Source organism: Candidatus Limimorpha sp., from assembly GCF_056203535.1.
Window position 1 is genome coordinate 1 of sequence record NZ_JBADWU010000011.1, and the last position, 19902, is coordinate 19902.

19 protein-coding genes, 1 tRNA gene and 1 pseudogene are annotated in these 19902 nt (G+C 45.0%); 16 read left to right on the forward strand and 5 right to left on the reverse strand.

Features of this window, described 5'->3' with window-relative positions; translation table 11 throughout:
- From AC06MN_RS01140 to AC06MN_RS01165, 6 genes and pseudogenes are all read left to right on the forward strand, one after another.
- Window positions 1-523, forward strand: a 523-nt coding sequence (locus AC06MN_RS01140; RefSeq protein WP_475670521.1) for a DUF6266 family protein, incomplete at its 5' end; no start/stop codon positions are given.
- 18 nt (window positions 524-541) lie between these two features.
- Entirely contained in the window at window positions 542-751 is a 210-nt protein-coding gene (locus tag AC06MN_RS01145; RefSeq protein WP_475670522.1) for a hypothetical protein, read from the forward strand.
- A gap of 12 nt (window positions 752-763) precedes the next feature.
- A pseudogene (locus AC06MN_RS01150) lies at window positions 764-940 on the forward strand (DUF6266 family protein); the annotation flags it as partial.
- A gap of 393 nt (window positions 941-1333) precedes the next feature.
- A complete protein-coding gene (locus AC06MN_RS01155) occupies window positions 1334-1621 on the forward strand; it encodes an HU family DNA-binding protein (protein WP_475670539.1) in 288 nt (95 codons plus the stop codon).
- Window positions 1622-1625: 4 nt separating this feature from the next.
- Window positions 1626-1892: a hypothetical protein gene (locus AC06MN_RS01160; RefSeq protein WP_475670523.1), complete on the forward strand. Its 267-nt coding sequence runs from the start codon at window positions 1626-1628 to the stop codon at window positions 1890-1892.
- Window positions 1893-1904: 12 nt separating this feature from the next.
- The gene (locus AC06MN_RS01165) at window positions 1905-2381 is read left to right on the forward strand and encodes a hypothetical protein (RefSeq protein WP_475670524.1); all 477 of its coding nucleotides are present in this window, start codon (window positions 1905-1907) and stop codon (window positions 2379-2381) included.
- A gap of 525 nt (window positions 2382-2906) precedes the next feature.
- Here the strand turns inward: AC06MN_RS01165 and AC06MN_RS01170 are convergent.
- Entirely contained in the window at window positions 2907-4382 is a 1476-nt protein-coding gene (locus AC06MN_RS01170) for a site-specific integrase (protein WP_475670525.1), read from the reverse strand.
- A gap of 366 nt (window positions 4383-4748) precedes the next feature.
- Window positions 4749-6521, reverse strand: a complete 1773-nt coding sequence (locus tag AC06MN_RS01175) for an AMP-dependent synthetase/ligase (RefSeq protein WP_475670526.1) — start codon at window positions 6519-6521, stop codon at window positions 4749-4751.
- A gap of 216 nt (window positions 6522-6737) precedes the next feature.
- Here AC06MN_RS01175 and rlmB point away from each other — a divergent pair, with 216 nt between their 5' ends.
- Entirely contained in the window at window positions 6738-7481 is a 744-nt protein-coding gene (rlmB, locus tag AC06MN_RS01180; RefSeq protein WP_475670527.1) for a 23S rRNA (guanosine(2251)-2'-O)-methyltransferase RlmB, read from the forward strand.
- A 125-nt stretch (window positions 7482-7606) separates the two neighbouring features.
- Here rlmB and dpp5 read toward each other — a convergent pair whose 3' ends face one another.
- On the reverse strand, window positions 7607-9703 hold the full coding sequence (dpp5, locus tag AC06MN_RS01185) for a dipeptidyl-peptidase Dpp5 (RefSeq protein WP_475670528.1): 2097 nt from the start codon (window positions 9701-9703) through the stop codon (window positions 7607-7609).
- A 131-nt stretch (window positions 9704-9834) separates the two neighbouring features.
- On the opposite strand from dpp5, the gene AC06MN_RS01190 reads away from it, so the two are divergent.
- The 9 genes from AC06MN_RS01190 (at window position 9835) to AC06MN_RS01230 (ending at window position 17715) form a co-directional block, all read left to right on the forward strand.
- Complete coding sequence (locus AC06MN_RS01190) at window positions 9835-10248, forward strand: HEPN domain-containing protein (RefSeq protein ID WP_475670529.1); 414 nt, start codon at window positions 9835-9837, stop codon at window positions 10246-10248.
- On the forward strand, window positions 10200-10520 hold the full coding sequence (locus tag AC06MN_RS01195; RefSeq protein WP_475670530.1) for a nucleotidyltransferase domain-containing protein: 321 nt from the start codon (window positions 10200-10202) through the stop codon (window positions 10518-10520). Before AC06MN_RS01190 ends, AC06MN_RS01195 begins: the two co-directional genes overlap by 49 nt.
- A gap of 101 nt (window positions 10521-10621) precedes the next feature.
- Window positions 10622-11185: an elongation factor P gene (gene efp / locus AC06MN_RS01200; protein ID WP_475670531.1), complete on the forward strand. Its 564-nt coding sequence runs from the start codon at window positions 10622-10624 to the stop codon at window positions 11183-11185.
- Between the two features lie 110 nt (window positions 11186-11295).
- The gene (locus AC06MN_RS01205) at window positions 11296-12243 is read left to right on the forward strand and encodes a UDP-3-O-(3-hydroxymyristoyl)glucosamine N-acyltransferase (RefSeq protein ID WP_475670532.1); all 948 of its coding nucleotides are present in this window, start codon (window positions 11296-11298) and stop codon (window positions 12241-12243) included.
- A 3-nt stretch (window positions 12244-12246) separates the two neighbouring features.
- Complete coding sequence (locus AC06MN_RS01210; RefSeq protein WP_475670533.1) at window positions 12247-13167, forward strand: alpha/beta hydrolase; 921 nt, start codon at window positions 12247-12249, stop codon at window positions 13165-13167.
- Window positions 13168-13591: 424 nt separating this feature from the next.
- Complete coding sequence (locus tag AC06MN_RS01215; RefSeq protein ID WP_475670534.1) at window positions 13592-14431, forward strand: hypothetical protein; 840 nt, start codon at window positions 13592-13594, stop codon at window positions 14429-14431.
- A complete protein-coding gene (locus AC06MN_RS01220) occupies window positions 14428-15111 on the forward strand; it encodes a YjbH domain-containing protein (protein WP_475670535.1) in 684 nt (227 codons plus the stop codon). Before AC06MN_RS01215 ends, AC06MN_RS01220 begins: the two co-directional genes overlap by 4 nt.
- A 104-nt stretch (window positions 15112-15215) precedes the next feature.
- Window positions 15216-16418 (forward strand): carboxypeptidase-like regulatory domain-containing protein, encoded by a 1203-nt coding sequence (locus tag AC06MN_RS01225; RefSeq protein ID WP_475670536.1) that lies wholly within the window; start codon window positions 15216-15218, stop codon window positions 16416-16418.
- Window positions 16419-16446: 28 nt separating this feature from the next.
- Window positions 16447-17715: an OmpA family protein gene (locus AC06MN_RS01230; protein ID WP_475670537.1), complete on the forward strand. Its 1269-nt coding sequence runs from the start codon at window positions 16447-16449 to the stop codon at window positions 17713-17715.
- Between the two features lie 798 nt (window positions 17716-18513).
- Here the strand turns inward: AC06MN_RS01230 and AC06MN_RS01235 are convergent.
- Window positions 18514-18587 (reverse strand) — tRNA-Met (locus AC06MN_RS01235).
- 141 nt (window positions 18588-18728) lie between these two features.
- On the reverse strand, window positions 18729-19631 hold the full coding sequence (locus tag AC06MN_RS01240) for a TraB/GumN family protein (RefSeq protein ID WP_475670538.1): 903 nt from the start codon (window positions 19629-19631) through the stop codon (window positions 18729-18731).
- Between the last annotated feature and the right edge of the window lie 271 nt (window positions 19632-19902).

The window sequence follows — 19902 nt, forward strand, 5'->3', positions numbered from 1 at the left end:
AACAATCAAACAAGGAATCCTCGGAGGATTCAACGGAAAAGTCGGCACCGTCGTAGGTGCTTCTTGGAAGGGCATCAGCTACATGCGTGGCATCGCCCAGTCTGTCAGAAACCCAAAGACCGAAGCACAGGTCAAGCAGCGCAATTTCTTCATTGAAATCAGCGGCCTCGTCTCTCAATTCACGGAAGACCAGCTGAAGACTTTTTTCCCAAAGCCGGTCAGAGGCAAGACCCGCCGAAACCTGCTGTTCCAACAGTTGGCCGAAGCATGTACCGTCACCGACGATGCCAAGCACTTTGACGCCTCACTGCTGTCAACCATCGGCAACGCCTCAACCATCAACTTTGGCGAAGTCAACATCATGACGCTTGTCGGAATCGACCCTGCAACCATGGCGCAATCGCTCAACGCCTTGAACGTCATGTTTGACGGCGACAAATCGGCAGAAGCCTTCAACAATTACGGTGCTTCATCGTCATCAACGCAACCAAGGGAACAATCCACTGCTTTAACTCCACACTGAAGATGAATGCGGACGCACATGAAATCCCTGCACAACCAGGATGGGAGAAAAACGACAGCTTTGTCGTCATTCCGTTCATCTACAAATCTGCCATCGCCATCCACGGCTTCGGCACAATGGGCATTGCGGAAAGACCGCCAAGGAAATAAGGTCTTCCGTAACAAAATCATTAAATCATTAACCATCATTCCCGCCGTCATCCTCGCGGAGGCGGGGACGGGAACCTAAATCAAAAACCACATGGGAACAATCAAACAAGGAATCCTCGGAGGATTCAACGGAAAAGTCGGCACCGTCGTAGGTGCTTCATGGAAGGGCATCGCCTATATGCGTGGGCAAGCCCAGTCAGTCAGAAACCCAAAGACCGCCGCACAGGTCATGCAGCGCAATTTCTTTGCACAACTCACCTCGTTGGCAAGCCAACTCAGTGACGACCAGTTGCGTTCGCTCTTTCCGCAAAGCGTCAAGGGCAAAACGCGCCGAAACTTGCTGCAACGCCAGTTGTCGGCTTGCGCCGTCACCGCTGATGGCGTGAAGTCCATCGACCTCACACAGCTTGAAGGCATCGGCAACGGCGAGAAAATCAACTCCCCGATGCTCACGACTGAAATTGCGGAAATGGGTCCACCGACAGCACCAACAATCGGCATCCTCATCGAGTATGACACCCTTCGCACCATCGAAAAACCCGCCGACGCCAATTATATTGTCGTCGCCTACAACATCACCAAAGGCCGTATCGGCGTTTTCCAAACGCCTTACACAGGCACTGACTTCAACATCGATGTCGATGTGAAAGGCTGGGGCGACATCGGTGACACCGTGCGTTTCTACATCACCTATGCCGCCTCCGGCGAAAATGTCTCGATGCGCGGCTTCGGCAGCTTCATCATCAAGACACGCGCTGAAAAGAAAGGCCGCAACATCAACAAGAACACCGCCATCACCTCAAACGGCGACGGCGATGGCGATGGCGAAGACAACGGTGGCGGCACCACACCGCCAAGAAACGATGAAAGACCTGCTTCGGGTGACGGCGACGGTGGCAACGACGACATCCCGACACCATCTTTCCACACTGACGAATTAGACTACTAATGCCATGAACGCCTACGGATGGACAACCACGCTGCTCGTCCCCATTACTGGGGTCGTCTCTTGGCTCGCCGCTACGCGGCTACGCCAAAACGCCACCATCAGGGAAATGCAGCAAACCATCTTCAACCTCGTTGAAGAAAACAAGCGCGTCTATTCCGAACTGACGGAAGCCCGCCGCGAAATCGTCGGGCTTTCCGCCCAGCTCGCACAGCTCACCGCCGAAAATGGCGAACTGAAGCAGATGATTGAGAACTTAACAGAACTGCCCTAAAACGATTAAAGCATGAAAAGACTTGCAATTTTCACCTTGGCCATCCTGTTCGCCTGTTGTTCTTGCAACTCGCAACGCCGCGCCGCACGCCGCATCGCGCGAATCGCTGAGCGGCATCCCGAACTGGTAACGCTTAAAGCGCATCCCATCGACACGCTGCTTGCGCTCCCTTCGGTCGACGACAGCGCAGTCTTTTCCATCGTCCCGCTGCTGATGGGCGACACCATCACCATCCCGACGGCCAAAGGCAGCTTCAAAATCGGCAGGGAGGGGAAGCGTCAGGACAGTCTTGCCGTCAGCTACCACGCCGAGCAAGCCCCCATCCGCTTCACCGACACCATCCGTTTCGCACAAGTCGTCATCCACGATGAGCAGCGCAGCGAAGGCCGTCATTCCCGCGAAGGCGGGAACCTTTTGGCCATTGCCGCCATCATCCTAATTGCTTCATTCCTGGTCCTAATCTTTAGGATCTGCAACCGAAACAGATGAGAACCATCTGAAAAACCAAAAACCAATTTTTTGAAAAGCCGTGCCATTATGGTGCGGCTTTTCCTTTTATGAAGACACACGCCGCCGCCAGAGCGCCATATATGCCGCCCCATGCGAGGCACCGCGCTGGCGGCAGCTACTTTTCCGCCCCGATGGATAGCGAAGAAAGACGCTGCCATTTTACAAGATGGCTACCGCTATCCATCGAGCCGGAAAAGTTTTGTATTTGGTTTTACCCTTCGCCGTCCTGTCCGTCCTTCGCCTGTCTGCCAAAGGTGCGTGCCGCCCCTTCGTCAGTCCGTCGCTCTCCCGATGGGGCAAAGCCCCATGGAAGAACACCCCACGCAATAACATTTCAAAACACATTTTTCCCATTCCCATTTTTTTCAAAGGAAACCCCCTCAACCCAATCCAAAAAACACCTATATTTGCACGCTCACTTAGCCATAATGAGCAAAGTTTAACACAACGAAAGCCGCCAATCCCCTTTGGCGGCTTTCTATTTTTCATCAAAGTCCTGCTGTCCTACAGGCTATCAATCATCTTTTGTCTTGTCTCATCACTGACTTTGCGATAACACGAAATAGCGACGCTTCCTTCAGTGTGGCCACTCATAGCCGAGATGTCAGAATCCCTAAAACCCGCATCATAAAGATTGCCACAGAAATTTCGTCGCGCCATGTGGCTGCTCGCTATTTCATGCAACTGCTTCTTCGTTTCCAATCTCGTCACAGGGTCTAATATCATTACCGTATAATCAATTTCAGGAATAGCCTTGAAAACCTCCTTAATAGCATCATTATATTTCTGTTGGCTGATGAAAGGCAGCAAAGACTTTCTACTGCTGTCCCGATAGCGTTCAATGATAGTCTTCGCATCAGGATGCAAAGGTATTACCAAAAGTTTGCCGCTGCTATTCTTGGTTTTCCCTGCAACATACTGCAAGCACTCTCCACCAACGATATTTTCCTCCGTAAAGCGGTACAAGTCTCCGCATCTGCAACCCACAAGCGATTGAAACACGAAAATATCTCTCTGGACTGCCAAAGCAGGTCTATCACTCAAATCCGCTTGGAACATTATTTTTCTGTCCTCCGTGCCCAAGAAATATGGAGTCCCATAAACTGATTGGTCCATATTAAAGCCAGAAAACACATCTTCCAACTTTGCTTTTTTCACCTTCACAAGCCAATGCCAAAAAGCCTTAATATACTTGATTTGAACAACAACATAATTCAGGCTTCTCGGTTCAACACCCCTTTTCAAAGAAGATTCATACCCATCATAAACCTTAACATACTTTTTCTTGGGCACAAGTTTCTTCTGCACTTTCTTTCCTTCCTTCACATCCACTTCCTCCCACAGCTTATATTCATCCAAGACAAAGCCACGGAAATCATTCAAATCCGAAGTCGTCACCTCATTCAATTTAAAACGCTTTCCAAGATACCTTTCCATCCGTTCCCACAAACCTATGCAAGTCTGATATGTCTTATGCCTCACGGAAACAATCACACCCAATTTAAGTTGCTCATCGACATATTCACGGAACACATCGACAAAGAAACGATTCTCAAGCTTTTCCCTAATGCGCTTTTCTTCCAACTTTTTCCTTTTTTCCTCTTTATAGGATTTGATTACCCACTGCCGTTGATTCATCGCTCCATCTTCATCCTTCACTTCCTCCCATACTATATCATTGACCCAACCATCAACAACATCCCCCGTCAAATCAACATCCACTGTTTCACTCCATTTTCCAAGAAGGTAATCTTTCAAAAGATGAAGTCGAGATGAAATCTCACGACATTCATCATAATTTTTCTGTAACCTTTTTTCCTTTGGAAACCCTGTTTTCTCATCCCAGTTATTCGCTGCAATAAAAATTCCAGTTGAATAACGCTTTGCAAGAGAAGTGCCGCTGACAAAACGCATTTTGATTTCTACGCGTTCACTATCAGACTTCTTTCCCTGATAAATGTAATAATTTACTTTTGCCATAATGATAAATTTTTGTTTAACAATGTTTTACAAAATCCGCGAGCCTCATTTCCGAGCCTCCTTTTCCCCTTCAGATTTTGTTCCACAAAGATACAAAAAACATCTCAAACTTTGTCAGTTTTTTGTCAGTTTTTTGTCAGAAAAAGCACAATTATTATATCTTGTTATAGTTTCAAAGTCTACCTATAAATTTATATATTACTGAATTTCAGCATATTAAGCAAATATCAAAACAATAACAAGCGTCAAAAAACAACAATCGTTCAACCCCGCTATGGGCTACTGGAAGGCTGCAAGAAGCAGCCTTTTTTTGTTTTCAAAACACAGAGAAACAGCCTTGGGAATCTAACTCGCGGCATAAAAGCATTACTCCTTTTGAGCAAACATCTTGTCAATCAAATCCCTGTAGCGCAGCATGACCACCTTGCGCTTTACTTTGAGCGTCGGCGTCATCACGCCTGTAGCCATCGACCATTCATCGGACACAAATTCGTATTTCTTGACTTTTTCGGTCTCGCCCAAACTGCCGTTTATCTTGTTGATTTCGGCTGCAAAACGCTTTAATACGACAGGATTCTCCAACAATTCACGAGGCGTAGTGAATGTTTCACCATGTCTTTGACACCAGCCTTTCATAAAATTGAAATCAGGCTGGATGATAGCACCCGCAAACTTCTGGTTTTCACCGACTACCACACATTGTTCAAAGAAAGGCGAATTAACGAATTTCCGTTCAATCAATTCCGGATTGATGTATTTTCCGCCCGAAGTCTTGAACAGATTCTTGATGCGTCCCGTAATCATCAGCTGGTTAAACTCATTCAGTCGGCCCATGTCGCCCGTATGAAACCAGCCTTCATCGTCAATGACTTCCTTGGTCAGCTCAGGGTTATGGTAATAACCCATCATCACATTATGGCCACGGCAAATGATTTCCCCGTTGTCGGCAATCTTCACCTCAACACCTGGCAAAGGCTGCCCGACGTAACCGATTCGTCGTCCATGAGGATTGTTGTTGCTTACCGCAATGACAGGCGAAGTCTCCGTCAAGCCGTAACCTTCATAGATTGGCATTTTTATGGCTGAAAAGAAACACGCGATTTTGCGCGAAATACCGGCCGCTCCCGACACGATGATGTCGAAATTCTCGGCACCCAAATTCGTGCGGATTTTGCTATAGACCAGTTTATCGGCAATACGAAGTTCCAAATTGTAAAGCCGTGAACGCTCCGAAGCATCCACCTCGTAATACCCTGTCAGATGCAACGCCCAGAAAAACAACCTTTTGGAAAAGCCTTCCATTTTCTTTCCCGAAGAATAGATGGTATCGTAAAAGCGTTCCAACACACGCGGAACGGCACACATCATCGTCGGGTGAATCTCTTTCATGTCGGCAGCTATAGTGCCCAGATTTTCAGCGTAATAGATTGACATGCCTTTGTAATGGTAGGCATAAATCAAGGCACGCTCGTAAGCATGGCAAACAGGCAGGAAACTGAACGCACGCTTTGAATCGGGCGAGAAAATCTGATGGAAATTCTTGAACTGATTCATCAGGTTATAGTTCGACAGCATCACGCCCTTGGGAGTTCCCGTAGTGCCCGAAGTATAGATAATGGTGGCACAATCCATTTCATCAACAGCGTTTTTTCTCGCTTCAAGTTCTTCTTTGTGAGGATGTTGCGCACCAAGTTCCATCAATTGGTCGAAATACGGATAAACTTCGCGGTTCATCATCGTATACACCATTTTCAATTGTGGTGCATCAGGAAGAACATTGGTGATTTTGTTCATCACGGCCAAACCATCAGTAATGACCATCTTGGCTTCGCAATCCTTCAAAATGAACCTGTAATCCTCTTCACTGATGGTCGGATAAATCGGAACGCTAATTGCACCGACCTGATTGATTGCCATGTCAATCATATTCCATTCGGGACGGTTATTCAGAATCATCGCCACCTTGTCTTCTTTCCGAATGCCCAGTTCGATAAACGCATAACTCAGTTTATCGACACATTCAATATACTCTTGAATGCCGTACTTCCTCCATTCGCCGTTTTTCTTTCCTGCAAGCGCAACTGCCTGATTAGGAAACTTTTCAACGTAATTCGAAAGAAGATCAAATATGCGTTTCACTTCCATAAACTGAAAAAATGCTCGTTTTCAAGGCGCAAATATAGCAATTTTATGAAATTCCTACTCAATTTTTAGATTTTGTGGATTTTTGCATATCAAAATATAAACCCAATTTGTCGCACCACTCTTAATTAGCAAGCATATTCCGTTTTACCACTTCATCACTTTCCCCTCCAAACAGAAAATTGCTTATTTTTGCCGCAAAATTCACACACAATGGAAGACAATTACAAGAACAACATGGTGTTCGGCGTTCATCCGATCCAGGAACTGATTCGGGCGCAGAAAGAGATAGAAAAGGTGTTCATTCAGAATGGTGTGCGCGCACCCGAAATTTCAGAGATTTCGAATTACTGCCGCGCCAACGGCATCCCCGTGCAATATGTCCCGATGGAGAAAATGAACCGCCTGACGCGCAAGAACCACCAAGGCATTATTGCTTTCATTTGTCCCATTGAATATCAGCCTCTTGAGAAAGTCATTCAGATGATTTTCGAAGAAGGCCGCGACCCGTTTATTTTAATGCTCGACCGCGTCACCGATGTGCGCAATTTCGGTGCCATCGCCCGTACGGCCTACGCTGCCGGTGTCGACGCCATCGTCATTCCGTCAAGAGGCTCGGCGCTCATCAATGGCGATGCCATGAAGACTTCGGCAGGAGCCTTGTCTGCCATCAACATTTGCCGTGTCGACAATATGAAGGATGCCATGGATTTCCTGAAAGCCAGCGGTTTGCGTATTGTCGGATTCACCGAGAAAGCCAAGCAGAGCCTATGGCAATCAGACCTGACTGGGCCTCTTTGCGTGATGATGGGTTCGGAAGAAGACGGCATCAGTCCCGCCTACATGAGCCGCCTCGACGACCATCTGCTCATCCCGATGCCAGGCGACATCGACTCGCTGAATGTCAGCGTCGCCACCGGCATTGTCTGCTTCGAGGTAGTGCGGCAAAGACTTTAAGTATTCAAAGTTGTTACACGCGATAGCGTCACTCCCGCGCAGGCGGGAGTCTCATTATTTAAAAAAATCAGTCCCCGAGATTCGAGGACTGATTTTTTTAATTCAGACGCACGCGTCTCTACATTTTATTTCAAATATTTATCCAGCCAATTGTAGAATCTTCTTTGCCAGAGGACGCCATTTTGTGGTTGCAGCACCCAGTGGTTTTCATCCGGGAAATAGAGGAATTCCGCATCGATGCCACGAAGCACGGCTGCATTGTAGGCCTGCATGCCTTGTGTGAAGCAGATGCGGTAATCCAAACCACCATGAATGACGAGAATTGGAGCCGTCCATTTATCGACAAAGAGGTGCGGTGACTGAGCGTATGACTTTTGAGCCACAGCATTATCCTTCTCCCAGAATGCACCGCCGAGGTCCCAGTTGACAAACCACATTTCTTCGGTTTCAAGATATTGTGCATCAAGGTTAAACATGCCATCATGGGCAATCAAAGCCTTGAAACGGCCATCGTGGTGACCTGCCAACCAATACACCGAAAATCCGCCGAAACTGGCGCCAACGGCACCGAGACGGTTTTCATCAATGTAAGGTTCCTTCGAAACTTCGTCGATAGCGCTGAGGTAGTCTTCCATACACTGCCCGCCATAGTCGCCGCTGATTTCTTCAAGCCATTCCTGACCGAAACCAGGCAGGCCGCGACGGTTAGGAGCAACGACGATGTAATCGTTGGCAGCCATCATCTGGAAATTCCAACGATAGCTCCAGAACTGACTCACTGTGCTTTGTGGACCGCCTTCGCAATACAGCAAAGCCGGATAATGCTTGCTTTCATCGAAATGTGGCGGGAAAATCACCCAAACCAACATGTCCTTGCCATCGGTGGTCTTTACCCAACGTTCTTCAACCTTACCCATGGTGAGCTGATTAAAAATGTTGTCGTTGATGGTGGTGATTTGTGTGACCTCGCCCGTTGCAGGGTCGACGCTGAAAAGTTCCGTCGGGTGACTCATGCTTTGCTTGCCGGCAATCAGCTTGTCACCAGCGTAGGCTACTGAAACATAGTTGTGTGTGCCTTCTGTAATCTTGCGGATTTCGCCGTTTTCAAGGGTCAAGGCATAAAGTTGGTCTGTGGCGTAAGTGTCACTGATAAAGTAAAGGGTCTTGCTGTCATCAGCCCAGCTGAAGCCTGTGCAGCATTGGTCGAAGTTGGCGGAATAGTCTGTCTTTTCGCCGGTTTCAAGGTTCATGACCATGAGACGTTGTTTGTCGGATTCATAGCCATCACGTTCCTGACTTTCCCAAGCCATGTATTTGCCATCGGGCGAGATGACGGGGTTCATGTCGTAGCCCATCATGCCTTCGGTAAGGTTGCGGCATTCGCCGGATTGAATGATGTACTGATAAATGTCGGTGTTGGTTGAAAGTGCGTATTCCTTACCGACTTTCTTGCGGCAGCAGTACACGAAACTCTGTCCGTCAGGCATCCAGCGCACTTGTTCCATGCCGCCCCAAGGACGGACCGGAGCTTCCCATTTTTCGCCAGCCATGGCATCGAATGAGGCCTCGAGTTTGCCAGAACTGATGTTGCCCACGAAAAGATGGCTGAAAGTGTCGACCCACTGGTCCCAATGACGGTACATCAAGTCGTTGTTGATGCGGCCCGATGAAAGCGGGAGGTCAGGGTAGATGTCGGCGACCGTTTCGTTGAGTTTCACTTCCTTGCAGAACACAACCTGCGAGCAATCAGGTGAATAAAGGAATCCGTTGATGTCGTCTGGTTCGTTGGAAATCTTTTCGCGGCCAGTGCCGTCAGGGTTGATTTCCCAAATCTGCATCGAACCGCTTTCGGCGCAAAGAAATCCGATTTTCTTGCCATCGGGACGCCATTGCGGGCTGTATTCGCTGTTCTTTGAATCGGAAAGGACGCGGCAGTTGCTGCCGTCGGCATTCATGATGTAAAGCGTTGAGCCGCTGCGGTTTTCCTCAACGCTGTAATAAGTCACATTGAAGACGACCTGGCTGTGGTCGGGCGAGACGCTCGATTCGCCGATGCGCCCCATGCTCCAAAGCACTTCTGGGGTCATCACATCCGATTGAAGGGTCATTTCTTTCGGCCCGATTTTTTCTTTGCCTTGAGGTTCAGTCTCAGGCTTTTGCGTGTTGCACGATACGAGTAAGCAGGTAATCATGGCTAACAAAGGTAAACTGTGTTTCTTCATATAAAACGTATTTGAAATTTGGCGGTAAAATTAGGAAATAAAACGGCTCACAGCATGGAAAGGGAAAAATTCCCAGCATTTTGTTTTTGATATCGGGTAAATGTGCTATTTTTGCAGACGAAAAATAAAAAATGGAAAACAATTCCGCATATTGGCTTGATATCGTAGATTATGATTTGGCAACAGCCGAGGCAATGTATTCTACCGGACGTTGGCTTTATGTGGGGTTTATGTGCCATCAAGTGATAGAGAAAGTCATAAAGGCTTATTGGTGTGGCACTCAAGATGATGACCCACCTTATATCCACAATCATAGCCGTTTGGCTCAAGGCTGTGGCATTTGGAATGATTTGACTGACGAACAGAAAGATTTTTTGGAAACAGTCACAACTTTTAACATAGAAGCACGTTACCCTCGGTATAAAGAAGAACTCTCACGTCGACTCACCAAAGAAACATGTCGTGAAATTATTGACAAAACCAACACATTGCAATTATGGATAAGGGAAAAGCTCTCAGAAAAGACGAAGCCCTCGAACTCGTAAGACAATACAAGGAAGTGATTGCTCCTCGTTTTGATGAACGGACAAAAGTGTACATGTTCGGTTCCTACAGTAAGGGGTATGCCAATGCCGATAGTGACATTGATGTAGCTGTCGTTGTTCCAAAAATTGAGGAAAACAAGTGGTTCGATTGGGTTAAAAGTTTGTGGCACGATGTGGGGAAAGTGAGTTTCCTTATAGAACCCGTGTTGTTGGAACAAGACGAATTATCGCCACTTTACCGTGATGTTATGCTCACAGGAATTGCCGTGTGACGACAAGTAATGAACTTTTTTTTCATTAATCCTTTGAGAATTTGCTGAATTACACTATTTTTGCACCGCTTTTTAGAATTTTTAATTAAAAGAGAAATACTATGTTAAGTCAAGATGTAAAGATTGGAAGTGCAATCCGTATGGATGGTAAGATTTATTTCTGCATTGACTTCCAACACGTTAAGCCAGGTAAAGGCAACACTATCATGCGTATCAAATTGAAGGATGTGCTCAGCGGCAATGTGCTTGAAAAGCGTTTCGACATTGGCGTGAAGCTGGAAGATGTCCGCGTTGAACACCGTCCTTACCAATACCTTTATAAAGAAGGTGAAGATTATATCTTCATGCACACCGAGACCTACGAACAAATCCCGATCATGGAAGAAAACATCACCGGCGTGAAGTTCATGAAGGAAAATGATGTCGTTGATGTCGTTGTCGACGCTTCAACCGAAACCATCCTTTACGCAGAAATGCCTGTGAAGACTGTCCTTCAAGTGACTTACACTGAACCTGGTGAAAAGGGCAATACCGCCACCAACGCCATGAAGGAAGCTACCGTTGAAACTGGCGCAGTCATTAAGGTGCCGTTGTTCATCAACAATGACGATATGGTTAGAGTTGACACCCGTACCGGTGAATACTGCGAACGCGTTAAAGCTTAATGCTTTCCAGATGATACAAGAAAGCGCAGAACCTTTGTTTAGGTTGCTGCGCTTTTTTTCACAAACATTTTTGGAATCCGATTGTTATAAGATTATAATCAACCAAGACAATGAAAATACCACAGACAAGCTTGCGCGAAATAGCAGAACTTATTGGTGCGGAATATGTTGGCGACCCTGATATCCCGATTACGGGATTAAATGAAATCCACAAGGTGGAAAAGGGCGACATTACTTTCGTCGATCATCCGAAATACTATGCGAAGGCACTTAATTCGGCAGCAACGACGGTGCTGATTAATGTGCGTGTCGATTGCCCTGAAGGTAAAGCCCTTCTTATTCATAATGATCCTTTTGATGCTTTTCTGCGCATTTTGCGCCATTTCCGTCCGTATGAACCTCAGGAACAAGCTATTAGTTCTTCTGCTGAGATTGGCGAAGGCACTCGCATTATGCCGGGCGCTTTTGTCGGCAATCATTGCAAGATAGGTAAGAATTGCGTCATTCATCCAAATGTCACCATTTACGATTATTGCGTGGTTGGTGATAATGTCGTCATCCATTCGGGAAGCGTGATTGGCGCCGACGGCTACTATTTCCAGCGCCGTTCGGAAGGCTACAAGAAATTTGAGTCGTTTGGCCGAGTCGTCATCGGCGATGATGTTGAGATTGGCGCGTTGTGCAGCATCGACAAGGGCGTTACTTCCGACACCATTATTAATAAAGGTACGAAAATGGACAATCATTGTCAGGTTGGGCATGACAGCTACATTGGCTGCAATTGCCTGATTGGAAGCCATGCTGCCATTGCTGGCGTTACGCGCATCGAAGATGATGTAATTCTTTGGGGGCGCGTCTGCGTCAACAAGGATTTGGTGATTGGCGAAGGGGCTGTCGTTTTGGCCACTTCTGCTGTCGACAAATCCATTGCTCCCGGAAAGGCCGTTTTCGGCGTTCCGGCTCAGGATGCCCGAAAGCAATGGCGCGAACAGGCTGCCATGCGTCAATTGCCTGATTTTCTGAGAGAATACTATCAAAAACAAAAAAACGAACAGTAATTTATGAAAAGACTTTGTTTGCTATTGCTGGTTCTGCTTTCCTGGGCAAGTGCTTTCGCCCAGCGGCAAATGCATACTTATCAGTATGCGGAAAAAGACGGAAAGCCCTTGCTGATGGATGTGTATATGCCTGAAAACATAAATGATAGCACTATAACTGTCGTTTATGTTTTTGGCGGAGGTTTTGTCAGTGGCGAAAGAAACAACTCAAGTTCGGCGGAATATTGCAATAAACTGGCAGATTTTGGCTATATTGCCGTTGCCATCGATTACCGTTTGGGATTAAAGGGAGAGAAAAATCTCGGTCTGTTCAATCACAAGCCGGTGGAAAAAGCCGTTCATTTTGCTACAGAAGATGCCATTTCTGCATTGAGTTATCTTGTAATAAATGCTAACAGTTTGAAAATCAACACCAAAAATATTGTCATGGTTGGCAGTAGTGCAGGTGCTGTCACGGTGCTTCAAACTGATTATGCGCTGTGTAACGGTTTCTTGAATGCCAGTATTTTGCCTGATGATTTCCGTTTGGCGGGTGTGGTTTCGTATGCCGGAGCCATCTTTTCGACCGAAGGCAAGGTGAAATACCGCAATCATGCTCCAGCTCCTACAATGCTGTTTCATGGAACGGCTGACAAGTTAGTGACTTATAAACAGTTGCGCCTGTTCAGTACGGGATTTTTCGGTTCTTCCAAGATTGCTCCACGATTTGAAAAATTCGGTTATCCTTATTATTTCCGCCGTTATGAGGATTACGGACACAGCGTTGCCTCCTTGTTTTTGCCAACCATCGACGATTTTAACTGGTTTGTCGAGCATTTTGTCGTCAATCGGGAACAGTTGCAGGTGGAAGAGGATTATAGAAATATGAATAGGGCTTCTGATTCGCCGCTTGATAGATTTACGCCGGATGATTTTTATAAATAATTGTAGGTTGTCAGACCATGTCACTCTTAAATATAGTATAAGACGAAACGGAAGGATAAATTACATAAATTCTGTTGTTCAAATAATTGCATCAATACAACGTGTTTTATCGTTGCTAAATAAATAAATAAATAAATAAATAAAACTCACTGATTCTTTCCTTGGCCATTGATTTCAAGGCATCAAGCAAAGATGGTATCCGTCTTATAGTCGTGGCATAATCCCAATTGGAACAATTTTAGCAGTCTGGTTTTCATATTTTTTCATGTATTTGTGAAAATATATAAAAAATGTGTATTTTTGCATCCTGTTACTTTACACCCTATATATAAGGGTAGAATTGTGTCTAATGAAGACAAACTTTCATAAAAAAGCAATCACAAAAGCATTCGCGTTTTTGGCTTTTTTTGCAATTACACTGCAAATGCCAAAGTCGCTAGTTGCACAGCAGTCCAAGGTTGACATCTTCGCTGGTGTCAATCTTAGGTATCGTTCAATTTGGCTAAATGATAAGATGTATGAACTGCTTGTCAATGTCACGCCAGGAATGAAATGGCGTTTTGGCGATGACTGGCAGGTTGCAGCCCAAGCGTTTGTTCCGGTGGTGAATGACTATGGCGGCTATTACAAAGGCCTCCGGCTGAATATGGCGGTAGTTTCGAAGGAACTTCAGGTAGGAAACCATTACCTGAAGTTAAGTGGCGGATTGTTCGGTGGAGAACGTTTCGGTGCTGATGCGAAATGGCTTTGGCCTGTCTCATCTTGGTTCGCAATGGAAGGGCAGGTAGGTTTCACAGGATTATATACTTTTACCACATCCGACATTGGATTCAGCTATATGGATCGTCTGACAGGCTTACTTACGGCGCGTTTTTATTTGAAAAAAAGTGAAACGGAATTCAGGATTAGCGGAGGACGGTTTAATTTGGGAGACTATGGCGGCAGCATAGCTTGGCTGAAGCATTTCAAGTACCTCACTGTGAGTGCCTACATTCATGGTGGAAACCGATACGGAGAAGTCTATCTAATGAATGGAAATTATTGGGATCAGCGCATTGCAGGAGGTGCATCCATTGTTGTCATGCTTCCATTCCAAGGCGACCAAAAGCGCGAGAAGACACTTCGGGTACGTCCGGCTTCAAATTTCCGATTGACTTACGACTATATGGCTGAAGCAAACGCCCTCCAGATGTATGACACCGACCCTGAGGAAAACGAAAGGACTGGCAATTTTACTAAAGCTAAATGGGGGATTTCGCGATGAACAGGTTTATTAGTCACATGACGGCTCTCGTCTTTATTTTGCTTCCTGTATTAGGTAAGGCTCAAATCTATACGGGTGTTGAAGGTTTGCTGCAGGTTCCTTCAGCTGAGCTAAGTCCGGCCAATAGTTTGCGCTTAGGCACTCATTATGTGAATTCAAATTTCGTTCCAAACGGTTATTCAATGGATTCCCCGACAGCATTCTATGTTTCCCTTACTCCTTACAGATGGGTGGAAGCATCATATATGATACTGATGTGGAAAAAAGAAGGCACCTATCTGCCCGATAGATCGTTGTCTGTGAAATTGCAACCTTTGAAAGAGGGGAAATGGCGGCCTGCACTTGTGGTCGGTGGCTTCGACATTTGGGGCACATCGCTTAACAAGAACTTCTATGCGGCGACAGTAAAGCACTTTGAAGGATTTGGAGGGAAATGGGGACTGAACGTCGCTTATAGGCATTATTTTAAAGAGGCTAGTGCCGATAAATGGAACGGTTTTGTTGGTGGCTTGACATTTCGCCCCAATTTCTATCGCGACCTAAGAGCCACTGCCGAATATGACGGATGTGAGTTTAATATCGGAATAGATGCCAAATTCAAAGTTGTGAGGGTACAATTCATTCTTCAAGATTGGAAGCATGTTTCCGTAGGCCTTTGCCTCGAACTAAACGACTTGTAAAACATAGAACGAAAAAAAAATGGGATTTTTTCACTTTCCAATGGAAAAAATATATACTTTTGCACGCTAAAATTTAAAAATTCAAATTATTAAATGATAATACTATGAACAAATCAAAAATCGTATGGCTGTTAGCCATAGTGTTGTGTTTGGGAGCTTGCTCGAAACACGAAAAGGATTACGAAGATGTCACACCCCCGACAGAACCAAATGGTGAGTATGCCATTACAGGTCATGTGACTGATTATCAAGGTAATGTGTTGTACAATGCTACAGTACAGACCAGTGAAGGACAATCTGTAAAGACCGACAAGGATGGTGTCTATTTCATGGCAATGCCTGAACCTGACCCATCCAAGACTTACTCATTGACGGCTACGTATGAAGGCAAGAAAGATGTTTCAAAAAGCGTCACTCTTACTAAGCAAGTTGGCGGAATGATTGCTCGTCAGGATTTCCGTCTTCCTTCTTCTTCAACTGTTACTACTTTCCTTGGTGATAATGAAGGAGACATTAATACTGAATTCATTGACCACAACGATTTCGCTAAGACTTTGGTTGGAGCTTACGTTGAAGGCTATGAAGATGAAGTTTTCCAACTTGACCTTTTCTATTATAATGAAGATTTCGGAGCAGCCCAAGAAACCCCTGATCCTACCAGCGGAACTTTTGAAAAGGACAAATTGTTCTTTGCAGCCAGTGTCACATTTGCTGAAGGTGGGAAAAAAGACAGGGCTGATATCCTGTACACATTATTCTTTAACTTCGACACCGAAACTCAAAACCATAGCATCATCAGAAGCTTCAGCAATGGCCGTTGGAGCGATGTTCCGGAAAGCCAACTGACACATGAACCCAATAGAGTGGCTATAAATAATGCTGTGCTTGGTGTCGTTTATGCAGCTTTCTGTTTCACCAACATCACGCTCACACCTCGTACAACACCTCTTGTTTTCAATCCAAGCAATGTTGACAATATTTACGGATCAGCTCCAGTTGTTGTGCCTTATACAGAATTTGGTTATAAGGTTGGCGTAGATTTGTATATGCCTACACACTGCCAGTTGCAAGCCTTATTGCTTGAAGTTATTGCCCGTGAATTTGGTTTAATTAGCCATGACAGGACTTACAGATGGGATGTTAACTTGACCTTACCGGTGGGAACAGGCGTTGATTTCTCCGGTCATCAGGAATACACGCACATCGCCTATAAGAGAAATGGAAAAATAGCCGAGGCTGACCTCTATGGCGACTTAGTATACGATGCCACCACATATAACCATCAGCATGTCGGTGGAGGAAACTAATTAAGGACTAAATTAAAAATTGAACACTATGAAGAATCTTAGAAATTTTGCAATAGTAGCTTTGTGTGTCATTGGCCTTTCAATGCCAATGACAGCTCAGACCACCCTTCCTCAAAAGGGATATTATTTGGGCATTGCAACGGGTGCCTCAATGGGCACCTGCACCTTCCGCAGTTATTCCGATAATGGAAAGACGGCAAGAGCGGAATATGGCATTTCAGCCGGTTACCGTTTTTCACCTCTGTTTTCCCTTGACCTCAATTTCATGAGAGGCAATGTAGAAATGACACCTATGGATTGCTGCACGGAACAATGGCTTAGCGTTACGGGGCAGATGTTCGCTTCTAAACCTACAGCAAGTGAATTGGCTTCATGTTGGAAATACAGCAACCTGACAACAGAAACCAAGTTTGCCCGCTTCTCTCTGCAAGGCAACATTAATCTTCTCTATATCTTTGAAAGCTTGAGAGATAGCCGTTGGAAGTTTGACGTATCGCCTATGATTGGCGGAATCCAGACCCACACTACGATTAGTGGTAAAATGGAATCAGGCGATTTCAATGAGCAAAAATATGCTTCACAATGGCATTTCACATACGGAGGACAAGGTTCTTTCGGCGTTGCTCTTGACAACAACATTGAAGTCCGCATATATGGCGGTGTCAACTTCCTTACAGGTGACCGTTTTGACAACCTTCCGAAGTGGCAGCACACTGAGAACCTAATGTATGAAGGTGGTGCAAAGCTGATATGGAATTTTGGTAATGCAAGCAATAACAAAATTGTTATCGCTGAGCAAGAAAATCAAATGGCCAATGGAGCAGTAAACGTTGATTTGAATGGTGTTGAAGAGCGTCTTGATATGATTTATAATGAGCTTACTCAGCTGAGAGCCGAAGGAATCGCTGGAAATGCACAAGGTCAGCAAGTACAAGGCTCTGAAAATGGAGAAGGTTCGGACTACACTGTAGTTTTGGGCGGCTATCCTTTCAGCATTTTCTTCAACCTTAATTCTGCTGAATTAAAGTCCGACAATGACCGTGTCAATTTGAAAACCTTTGCACAGTTTGCAAAGAAATACGATTGCAAGATTCGTCTGAGAGGCACTTGCGATGAGGCTACAGGTTCTGCTGGCTACAATCAGGCTCTTTCTGAACGCCGTTGCAACACCGTGAAGGATGAACTTGTTAGATTTGGCATGGATGCTCAAGACATTGTCATTGAAGCAGCTGGTGGTGTTTCTGAATTTGATAATGTAGAAAACAACCGCCGTGTATTTCTTGATTTCGTCCGTTAATTAGTTATTTTTAATTGGTTATTCACTATTTTGAGACTGTTTCTATGTAGAAACAGTCTCAATTTTTTATCTATTCTGAAACTCTATCTTGGGGTATAAACAAATATTAGGGTAAAATCTTCGGGAATCATCATAGAACATACTGGTGATTTGAGCGTTCAAAAGTTATGAACAAAAAAAGTGCAAATTTCGTGGCAGCCCAATAACCACCAAAAACGGGCATAACCAAGGCCGTCAGCTATACAAAGCAGTCGGATGTCAGTTCCTTGAAGGACGTGCCATAGATCCGCAGGCTGTTCTTGAAGGAATAAGAAGATCTACATGGAAAGCAAACTTATGCGCAGCTTTCCGAGCGATACGGATGCTCAACGAGGACAATACAAAGGCACTTGGACAAGGGCGAAAGTCCGGCACAAAGACGCTTCCTCCACAGTGTCGAATATTGTTTTCATATCGTTTTGGTTTTTGGTTATGGCAATATAACAATGTTGAAAACGTTTTGTTTGGCGATAATATGCAATTTGTCCTTTTTAGAACCAAAACAATCAAAACCTGCAAAACTTTTGTTTATCTGAATCTGAATCTCGCAACTTATTGCCTTATAGGCAGTTCCTGTCCGTCAGACCAGATATTTGCCTCGGACTTCCTTCAGATTCCACCTCACGATGGACACCCTTGCTTTCAGCTGTAGCCTTCCCACTGTCAGGGCGGCTTGGGGACTCACACCCGTTAGAATACGTTCGTGCTGGGCGAACCAAAAAAGGACTCACGATTTCTCGTAAGTCCTTGTTCTTAATGTAGCGCGGGGGGGTCACGATCCCTCGACCTCCGGATTATGAATCCGACGCTCTAACCAGCTGAGCTACCGCGCCAACATTGCTTCTTTTCAAAAGCGAGTGCAAAATTACAAAAAAAAATCTACCCGTGCAAGAAAAAACAAAAATATTTTTCTGAAAATGGGGTTTTTGCCTTTTAATACGATGCTTTTTGCGTATAATTTCAAGTGACAATGCTTATTTGACACCTTCCACAGTGTATCCCTTGGCTTTCAATAGAGCAAGAATGCCTCGTTCGCCCCCCAGGTGACCTGCGCCAAAGACGAAGAGCGTTGAGTGTTCAGTCATTACATCAGGCATCTGTTTTATCCAGTTGTCATTACGATTGTAGATGAGAGTCGTCATATCCTCAGGGGTAGAATCGCACTCATTTTCCATCTTCATGTCAATGATTTCGGTCAGTTTTACCATGTCCTGAGCGTAATAAGCCTTAATAAGTTCATCGAGCATCAAATCGTAGAATTCAGGGTAGTCAATCATACACATAAGGCTCTTCACCTGTTCTTCAATACTCTTGCCGAAGAGTACGTGTGACTGGAAATAAACAGACTCAAATCCGCCTACCGGTTTACCCATCTGCTGAGCAGTTGCCTGAAAATAGTTATCAATGCCATTTTGAGGGTTGTACTGTCCGTTGTTCTTTTTGACACAGGCGAGTACAGTAAGGGTGTTTTCTATACTAGCAGGTGACATTTTTCCCATCTGGCTAAAGATCAGGGGTGAGCTCAGCTTCATACTTGTTGCATTCTCGAAGTAAGAGTCGAGTTTGTTAAATTGCTCTTCGGTCATCACATTCTTCAGCGTTTGCCCTTCTGGAAGCATCATGCAGTTTTGGAGTACTACCATACTATCAGGATTCATATCTGCCATTGACAATTCGCCATACACCTGTTCAACGCTATTAAGAGCGTCCTTTGCCCCTGAAATCTGATCCACGAAACTAGCGTCGGCTACATGGTAAGTACCTATTATATACGAATCCTTCTGGAGTCCGTTACCCGAAATGCGATAAAGGAGTTGTGCTGACGAGGGCATCACCGATGCTGCAAGCACCCAAAGCAATAGAAATAGCTTTTTCATTGTAATACTGTTTGTATAATTGTTCGACAAAAGTAATAATTATTTTTTGAAAAACAATATTTATAATTCTTTTTTTAAGAATATTTATACCGTTTCTATCTTTACTTTTATTGTGTTTTTTTATATACAAACGTTGTATGTATATAGCAGTATATATTCTGTATATAATTTGAACGTAGGGTTTGTTTCTGGTGTCGGTATTGTATATGCATTTTGTCTGTGATTTTTATGCGTAAACTATGCATAAGCTATGCATTGAGTGTGCTCTAAC